Source organism: Pseudoalteromonas sp. UBA6610 (assembly GCF_002433295.1).
GTDB classification, from domain to species: domain Bacteria; phylum Pseudomonadota; class Gammaproteobacteria; order Enterobacterales; family Alteromonadaceae; genus Pseudoalteromonas; species Pseudoalteromonas atlantica.
The window spans coordinates 1-6083 of the sequence record NZ_DJHW01000033.1 but is presented as its reverse complement, the minus strand read 5'-3'; the positions used below and the strand labels follow the sequence as shown (position 1 = coordinate 6083).

The 6083-nt window shown below is 40.7% G+C and carries 7 protein-coding genes; 1 reads left to right on the top strand and 6 read right to left on the bottom strand.

The window, feature by feature from the left end:
- Nucleotides 1-122 precede the first annotated feature (122 nt).
- From B4F91_RS04965 to B4F91_RS04945, 5 genes are all read right to left on the bottom strand, one after another.
- Nucleotides 123-1415: a HAMP domain-containing sensor histidine kinase gene (locus B4F91_RS04965; RefSeq protein ID WP_055253011.1), complete on the bottom strand. Its 1293-nt coding sequence runs from the start codon at nt 1413-1415 to the stop codon at nt 123-125.
- A gap of 17 nt (nt 1416-1432) precedes the next feature.
- Nucleotides 1433-2140, bottom strand: coding sequence for a response regulator transcription factor (locus B4F91_RS04960; protein WP_054982162.1), 708 nt, complete (start codon nt 2138-2140; stop codon nt 1433-1435).
- Nucleotides 2141-2335: 195 nt separating this feature from the next.
- Entirely contained in the window at nt 2336-2719 is a 384-nt protein-coding gene (locus B4F91_RS04955; protein ID WP_004587350.1) for a DUF3019 domain-containing protein, read from the bottom strand.
- Entirely contained in the window at nt 2709-3566 is an 858-nt protein-coding gene (locus B4F91_RS04950) for a MipA/OmpV family protein (protein WP_286938312.1), read from the bottom strand. Before B4F91_RS04950 ends, B4F91_RS04955 begins: the two co-directional genes overlap by 11 nt.
- 87 nt (nt 3567-3653) lie before the next feature.
- Nucleotides 3654-4457 carry a hypothetical protein gene (locus B4F91_RS04945; protein ID WP_029773447.1) on the bottom strand — a complete coding sequence of 268 codons (804 nt, stop codon included), beginning with the start codon at nt 4455-4457 and terminating at the stop codon, nt 3654-3656.
- A 136-nt stretch (nt 4458-4593) separates the two neighbouring features.
- On the opposite strand from B4F91_RS04945, the gene B4F91_RS04940 reads away from it, so the two are divergent.
- Entirely contained in the window at nt 4594-5718 is a 1125-nt protein-coding gene (locus B4F91_RS04940) for a serine hydrolase domain-containing protein (RefSeq protein ID WP_004587347.1), read from the top strand.
- A 136-nt stretch (nt 5719-5854) separates the two neighbouring features.
- Here the strand turns inward: B4F91_RS04940 and yhbY are convergent.
- Nucleotides 5855-6083: ribosome assembly RNA-binding protein YhbY (gene yhbY, locus B4F91_RS04935; protein ID WP_288635397.1), on the bottom strand; the 229-nt coding region annotated here is incomplete at its 5' end.

Genomic DNA, 6083 nt, shown 5'->3' with positions numbered 1-6083 from the left:
CTCGGTTTTTACTTAGCCCACTAGGTTACAAACCTCGCGCCGCGATTAAACAGCCCCTAGATAGAACAAATTATAACCCTAAAAGGCCAACAGGCCCTAATTACAGTTGTGTAAATAATATTTTACGAATCGTGATGCTGGCCAATTTTAAGGGTAAAACACGCCCCTTGAAGCCGCGCACTTTTACTAACGCTTACACTGCCGTGATGCCAATCTGCCACTTTTGCAACAATGGCTAACCCTAAGCCATAACTTTTATCAGCACGGTTACGGTGGCTTTCTTCTCTAAAAAACGGGCTAAAAACGTTATTAAAGTTCTCTGGTGCGATGCCTGGGCCATCATCTTCAACCGTAATATATAAATAATGCTCATCGCGCTTTGCACTGACGTAAATAGTGTCTTTTGCAAAGTCGCAGGCATTGCCAATTAAATTACTAATAGCCCGAGCAAGCCAATGTAAGTCAGCAAAAACCATATCGTCACTACTGTTTAGTTGTATTTTAAGTTGGCTGGTTTCAATTTTAGGCGAAAGCTGAGTAAGTAAGTCTTCAAGATAGTGCGATAAATTAGTTTGCGAGTAGGTGAGCTGGTTGGCATTTTGCTCAAGGGTTGCAAAGGCTAAATAGCTTTTAAGCATCGATTCCATATGATCGAGATCGTTTTCCATACGCACAAGGTATTGTTTAACTTTAGGCATATCTGCGCTGTCGAGCGCAGCATCTAAGCCAAAGCGTAAACATGCGATAGGGGTTCTAATATCGTGCGATAAGCTCGATGCCATTAATTTGTTCTCCGCCACGAGCTTTTCTATCTGGCTAGCCATGCGGTTAAATGTAAGCTCAACATCTCTTATGTAGGTAAAGTGAGAGACCTTTATTCTCGCTTGTACATCACCTGCGGCAAATTTTTTAGCCGCATCGTTTAATACTGTTAAGCGTTTAGCAAGTGGGGCAATAATAAAGCCCATAAAAATGCAGAGCCCAGCATAAAACAACAAAGTTAAAATAATATCGTTGCGCTGATCTGTTTCAAAGCCTTTATCTAGGCGCATGGAAAGATGATAAGGCGACAATACTTCGCTACTGTAGAGCATATAAAAACCTTGCTGGTCTTCTAAAATAAGGCCGCTTTGGGTATGCATTTGTAGTATTAATGACGGCGGCAGGGCTAGGGATTCATTATTTTTGTAATCAAGCTTTACATTAAAGTCGTTTGCCAATTGCTTTACATAAGCTGCGCGCTCTGAGGTCGCTACACTACTCAAATGTTTACTAAAGCCGTTGATCATTTGGCTTTGAAGGCTAAATTCATCATGCGGTGTTTGAGTTTGTTGGCTAAATGCATCGATTAGCCAGCCCAATACAACAATAGAAAGCAGCGCACTACCGAGTAGTGAAATGTAAAATTTTTTCATTTAAACCGCCACGGTTACTATTCCCACGCAGTGGCAACAAGTAAATAACCACGCCCCCAAATAGTTTTAATTTTTTCTGGGTTTTGCGGGTCATCATGAAACTTTTTGCGCAGCGCAGATATTAGTACATCAACACTTCTATCAAGCCCATCGTATTCACGGCCTTTGGTTGCTTTAAACACAGCATCACGCGAGACTACTTGGCCTGCATTACTGGCTAAATAGTGCAGTAGGAGGTACTCAGCACTAGAAATAGCCATATCTTGATTATTAAGCGTTACACTGCGTGATTGAGTATCAATACTGAGTGCGCCTACAGTAATCACACTCTCGTTAGTGGTTACTTTAGTCGGTTCGCTGGTAAGGCGCAGTGCTGCTTTTATACGGGCCAGTAATGCGCGAGGGCGCACTGGTTTCATGATGTAATCACTCGCACCTACTTCTAAACCAATTACTTCATCCATTTCATCATCGCGGGCGGTTAGCATAATAATGGGCGCGGTGTAAAAGCTACGTAGCTCTCTGCACACACTTATACCGTCTTGGCCTGGCAGCATAATGTCGAGCAGCACAATGTTAGGGTTTAAGTTTTTTACCTGGCTTATTACTTCATCGCCGCGGTGGCAAACATGGGTGGTATAGCCTTGCTCGGTTAAGTACTCTGCAACCCATTGGGCTAAAGAGGTGTCATCTTCAACTAATAAAATAGTGCCGTAATTATCCATAAAGCTTCCTTAGTGTTAGAGGGTTGCCGTGTGTGGATTGAAACTCGCCCTTAAATAACCCTAAGGGCTGCATAAGTTTGGGATTTGTGCTGCGTTAGTGCCTATTTAGGTGAACGACCACACTTTATAAGCGCTGACTTACTTAATTACCAAACACATTGCTGTAAAATCAATCACGAAAGGCCACACCTCTAATTAGAACAAGCGCCAGCGGCGTTTTTTTTGTCTATTTTGATAAACCCACTGCAGTTTAACCTCTGTTGTGGCAATAACTTGGGCTGTATTACTATCAAACAGTTCAAAAGAAATACTTTGCTGGGAGTCGAAGGTATATTCAAATACGCCTTGTTGCTGCTTTAACCAGCATTGCATTATATATTTTGATGTTGCGTCTCTTAGGCAGTAATTACCAATAGTTGGTTGCTGCCAGCTAAGCGTTACATCAGCGTAGCAATTGCGGCCTTCACGTAGTGCAACACAGGTGTCGGGCAGCGCAATTAATGGGGCTGTTTTATCTGTTGTTTTAGCAGATGAAATAGCAGGGAAGATCAATAATAAACAGATCCATCTAAAATACATAACGTAGGCCTACCTTGGCTTTATGTTGATACCCTTGAGAAATAATGGGGCTGTCGTCTATTTCTTTTGAAAACCACGTTGTTAACCAGCCAGACAAAAATACCCAATCTTGAGAAATAGGGTACTCAGCATGGAACTCAAACATAATACTGGTACTGCCATTAGGGGTGTAAATAGGGCGATTAGCGGTGGCTTCGTCTGCATCTATACCAAAGTAATAGTTAGTAAAACTGCCCGAATAAGCGCTAATACCCACCCCAGATCTAAACTCCCAATTACGCCATGGCAAAATATGGCTAAAAAAGGTGTTAAACACCCAGCCATTATGTGTACCTGTAATATCATGTAAAAACTCAAACGAAATTTGCGAGTTTTCAAAGCGGCGCGTTAATCTTAGCCCAGCATCAAAATCGTAATTACGCGATTTTATACCCGCAAGCTCTTCTATTACACCGTGGTTGTAAAAACCTAAACCTTTGTCATCAAAGCCAGCTTGAGTATTGGTGCCTAATATATCCAAGCCCCAATCAAATTTATCTATAAGGCTGTAACCCACAACTAAGCCGCCGCTTAACTGGTTATGATCAAAGTCGAGATAAAAGTTTTCGTAGGAAATAGCCAGGCTTAAATCGAGTTCAATGCCATCGTCGTAGGAATCAAGGCCAATTAGGTAAGAGTCTTCTACATAATAACCAGCCCCAGCGCTCCAATCCCACGCAAAACCTTGGGTGGGCTCTAGCGTGTTATCAGCATAGTATCGATTGCTTGCCTGGCTTTGAAAGCTCAAAAAAATGGCGCAAAGCAATACGCTATTAATAAAAGCATGCTGTAAGAAAGCGTTTTTCATCCCTGGGGACCTAATTATTATTTGTTATTAAGCGTATTATATTGGTAAGTGAATCCTTGAATCTGTAAAAAAATGTAGTTTTTTACGTTATTGCACTTTTATTTTATCAATTAAAATACTGCTTAAGTAATATTGCATCATAGGCGTTAAGGCACTCACCTCTGTACGCGTACATGGGCCTTGTAGTTTAGTTAAGCTGCTTAATTTAGTAATGGTTTTAAAGGGCGGTACAGTTACTTCCTTACCTGCGCGCGCTATACGGGCTTGCTCGGTATTTTGTTGATGTACAAATGTTGCCACTTCTAATTCATTAGTAATTTTTTGCTCTTGGGCGAAGCTAAACAATAAAGGCTCACGGTGGAAGCTTGCGCTGTCTATTGATGATTTTGCAAACCATACCACATCGCCAGAGGCGCGGTGCGTAATGCGCATGCTCACTTGCGCTAGTATGGTGGCGCATTGTTGAGTAGGGTATTGCTGCGCTACTTTGGCAAATAAAGGGTACGGGTTTTCAGGTTGAGTTAACGCATATTTTGTATCGTCAGTAAATGCTAAATCTAACTGATGGATAGCTAACGTGTAGTCACTGTTTTTGCTATCAGTCACTTCTAAGCCTTTATCGTTCAAGGCTTGTGTTATTTGCTTTAATAGCGTGTCTGTTACGCTTGCTTTATCGGTTGTAATACGCACTGTTTGGCCGCGTGTTACTTTGTGCGCCGGTAACTGTACAGACTTAACTTTTGGCGATGCGTGCTCTGTTTTATACTCAAGCTGGTAAGTTTCGCTCTTTAATGTTGGCTTTAACGGTAAAGCCAAAGGCTCGGCCGGCTGTTTGGTAATTGCACAACCTGCTGATAATAATATAAAAAGTGATACAACTATAAAACGCATAAATACTTAACATCCACTTAAAAAGCCAATAATCGCAACATTGTACGTTAGTCCTATCAAAACTTCATGATATTATGCACATAGATGTAGTTAAAAAAGAATAAATTTGTAACGAATGAAGTATCTCACTAATTTTATGTATGTTTGGGTCGCTATTTGTCTATCTTTACCGCTTCAGGCAATAGCTAAAGCAGACTCAAGCTGGGATGGATTCGTAAAACAGTATGGACGCTACGCAGAAAAAAAACTCAACAGTAAAGGTATTCCTGGCGCTGCGCTTTCGATAGTGAGTATTGGTAACGCTGATTATATCCACACCATGGGCCGCACTAAGGCAAGAAGTGGCACACAGGTTAACCGCCACACCCGCTTTAGGTTGGCTTCTGTGTCAAAAACATTTGCAGGGTCGTTAACTGCAAAGCTTGCAAGTGAAGGGTTAATAGATTTATTTAAACCGGTAAGTGAGTATATACCTGCCTTTAAAGGCACGGTTTATAAAGATAATTTAAAAGTGTTTCACTTATTAAGCCACTCCAGCGGGTTGGTTCCTAATGCGTATGACAATTTAATCGAATCAAGAATGAATTACCCCGATATTGTCGAAAAGCTATTAACAGTAAAGCCCATTTGCGAACCAGGCCAATGCTACGGCTATCAAAATGTGATGTTTAGTTTAATTGATGATGTAATTTACAGCAGTACCAATAAAAAATATGACCAGTGGCTGCAAGAGGGGATTTTTACACCATTAAAAATGAGCGATACCAGCTTAGGCTACGATGCAATGGTGCAGGATAAAAATTATGCGCTGCCGCACGTTAGAGGCAAAAAGCGTTGGTACACAGCCAAGCTGAAAAAAAACTATTATAAAGTTGGTCCGGCTGCGGGCGTAAATGCAAGTGCCACCGATATGGCAAAATGGTTAAATGCGCAATTAGGGCAAAACCTAGATGTACTTTCTTTAGATGCACTTGCTACACAAACACGTCCTTATACACTTACAAAAAAAGAGCGTTATAGACGAGTATGGAAAAAGGAATTAGAACAAGCTTATTATGGATTAGGCTGGCGTGTTTATAACTATAACGATGAAACGCTTTATTATCATAGTGGCTGGGTGCAAGGCTATCGCAGTGATTTGGTGGTTATACCGCATTTAAATGTGGGTTTTAGCTTGATTGTTAACGCGGAAACAGGCGTGATAAACGAATTAACTACTGAATTTTTAGACCGTTTATTAAAATACAAACGCACTAAATAAAACAGGCCTAAAATTGCTTAAAAAGCGCCGTGCTTTAAATTTATTGCTTAAAGGTAAAAAGCATAAATAAGCGCATATAATAAAAAAACCAGCTTAATGCTGGTTTTTTTATAAAAAGACTCACTGCACAATTAACTTATGCGCGTGGTAATTGAATCTTTTTTTCTGCACTTTGACGATACAATACAACAGTGTGACCTATTGTTTGTAGCTTAGTAGCGCCGGTTTCACGAACGATTGCATCAAAAATAAGTGCTTTTGTTTCACGATCGTCAGTAGGTACTTTTACTTTAATCAATTCGTGAATTTCTAATGCACTTTGAATTTCGACTACTACGCCCTCGGTTAAACCGTTAGAACCTAGT